Here is a 1,931-nt window from a genome sequence, read left to right on the forward strand (position 1 = left end):
GATACCTTAAGCAACGGGTATCTTTTAACTTAGTCTTCGACAATCCCATTAGAGGAAATGCATGAATAACGATGAAGCCATGGTTAACCATAATAAGGACAGCGGCGGTCGTGAGTCAGAGGAATCCCATTACGGGGCTATACTGCATGCTCTTGTAAAAAAGCTTGAAGGGGAAGAGAGCAGCCAGCAGGGGCACTCGGAGCGCGTAGCTGCCATTGCCGGCCTTATCGGCCATGAACTCGGATTACCACCGGCGCAAATCGATCACCTCAGGATTGCCGGACACCTGCATGACATAGGCAAGGTGGCTATTTCGGAACTCATCCTGAAGAAGACGGAGCCGCTCACCGGCAGAGAGTTGCAGGAACTTAAGCTTCACCCGATTATTGGGGAACGCATGGTATCAAAAACCGGGCTCAACCCCATTGCCCAGGCCGTTCTCTACCATCATGAACGCTTGGACGGAAGCGGGTATCCTTATGGTTTAAAAGACGGTGAGATCCCTCTTTACGCAAGGATTATAGCGGTCGCGGATTCGTTTGAGGTAATGGTTTCCGAGCGACCGTATAAGAAAGCCTTTACAGTGGAAGAGGCTCTTAAAGAGCTCGGGCACGACAGCACGACCACGCTTGACCAGAACATTGTCAGGGTACTTACGCGCATCATCATGAACGATGAGACTGCAAGAAAAATTGTTTAAGCCGCAAGTCCTCCGATAGATTGCACTACATCCAATAGCACCCGGCAAAACCTCTGCGCATCGTTAACGGTTCTCGCCGTAATCAAGTACTTATCGACAACTACGCCCTGGTCAACAAAGTTGGCGCCGGTGCTCTCAAGGTCTATTCTTGATTCGGGCGGACCGGTTACTTCACGGTCACTCATCAGGGGCCCGAGAGCCGCCACCAGCAGCTCAACGCCCCTGTCCACCGCACCCAGCACTTTTTGATGCTCGTATGATTTTGAAATCAGCCCCAGGTTCTTTCTGCTGGCGATCATTTCCTCGGGTGTCGAACTGTCCAGGATGATAAGGGCATCGTAGTCGCCCAGGCGCAGGTTTTCCGTCGCGATGTCTATCGTCAGCACTTCTTTGCGCGTGCTGTCAGTCAGAGGCTCATCCTGCTTAAAGCCTACGACTAAAATCTTCCCGCCCGCCCCGACAATGCAATCCCTTAATGAGTTAAAAAGATTTGCATTGAAGTGGTTCGGTAGGAGAATAGCAATGGTCTTTCCTCTTGCCTGCATAAGGTATCCCTCCAATGTGTTAAACAAAGACAAGCAAAGTTTACCCGCGATAAACAGGTATAAAACCTGCAAACTTCGGCGCGCCCATCTGCAAGAAAATTGTTTCCGCCATTGTGTGGGGGGTAAAAACCAGGTAATAAAGGAGGAGATTTACATGGCGATTTCAGAAAAAGAAGTAGCGCTTATCCTTTCGGACCATTTTGACGCAAACGAGTTCAACGGCTTACATAGCTGCCTCTCCAAGGAGGGCGCGTTGATCGGCACCGTGGGAGAGACCGCAGGGCAGAAGCTCTCCGACGCAGACCACAAAACTGAGGTTGAGGTTGAGGTCAGCTATGAAGAGGCGCGTTCGTACAACTTTGATGGGGTTGTGATCTTCGACGGGCACTCGTCGGATACGACCAGGATGGACGAAGATGCGCTGATGCTTATCCTCGATATGTATAATTCGGGCAAAATCATCGGTGCTATCGATCATGGTGCGCTGGTACTAATCAATCTTGACGTTCTAAAGGATAAAAACGTTACCGGCTCCCCGTCAATTAGAGTGGACCTCGAAAACGCGGGGGCGAGGTATTTTGACGAGCCGGTCGTAATCGATGGGAACCTGGTTACCGGGCGCGGCCCCCAAGACTTGGAGGATTTCTGCCAGGCGCTGGTTGATGAACTACGCAGATTAACCGAGT

3 protein-coding genes are annotated in these 1,931 nt (G+C 51.0%); 2 read left to right on the top strand and 1 reads right to left on the bottom strand.

Annotated features, from left to right (window positions below; genetic code table 11):
* The first annotated feature begins 61 nt into the window (after positions 1-61).
* Positions 62-700, top strand: coding sequence for an HD-GYP domain-containing protein (locus tag COY37_RS01080; protein ID WP_286678799.1), 639 nt, complete (start codon positions 62-64; stop codon positions 698-700).
* On the opposite strand, the gene COY37_RS01085 is transcribed toward COY37_RS01080, so the two are convergent.
* Complete coding sequence (locus COY37_RS01085; protein ID WP_286678800.1) at positions 697-1,245, bottom strand: DJ-1/PfpI family protein; 549 nt, start codon at positions 1,243-1,245, stop codon at positions 697-699. The genes COY37_RS01080 and COY37_RS01085 overlap by 4 nt on opposite strands.
* Before the next feature lie 154 nt (positions 1,246-1,399).
* Here COY37_RS01085 and COY37_RS01090 point away from each other — a divergent pair.
* Positions 1,400-1,931 (top strand): DJ-1/PfpI family protein (locus tag COY37_RS01090; protein ID WP_286975589.1); only part of this gene is annotated, 532 nt, incomplete at its 3' end.

Source organism: Candidatus Aquicultor secundus (assembly GCF_002791875.1).
Taxonomy (GTDB): domain Bacteria; phylum Actinomycetota; class Aquicultoria; order Aquicultorales; family Aquicultoraceae; genus Aquicultor_A; species Aquicultor_A secundus.

Excerpts from the sequence above, each read along its gene's own strand:
- COY37_RS01085 (WP_286678800.1), bottom strand. The coding sequence starts at position 1,245 with ATGCAGGCAAGAGGAAAGACCATTGCTATTCTCCTACCGAACCACTTC.
- COY37_RS01080 (WP_286678799.1), top strand. The coding sequence starts at position 62 with ATGAATAACGATGAAGCCATGGTTAACCATAATAAGGACAGCGGCGGT.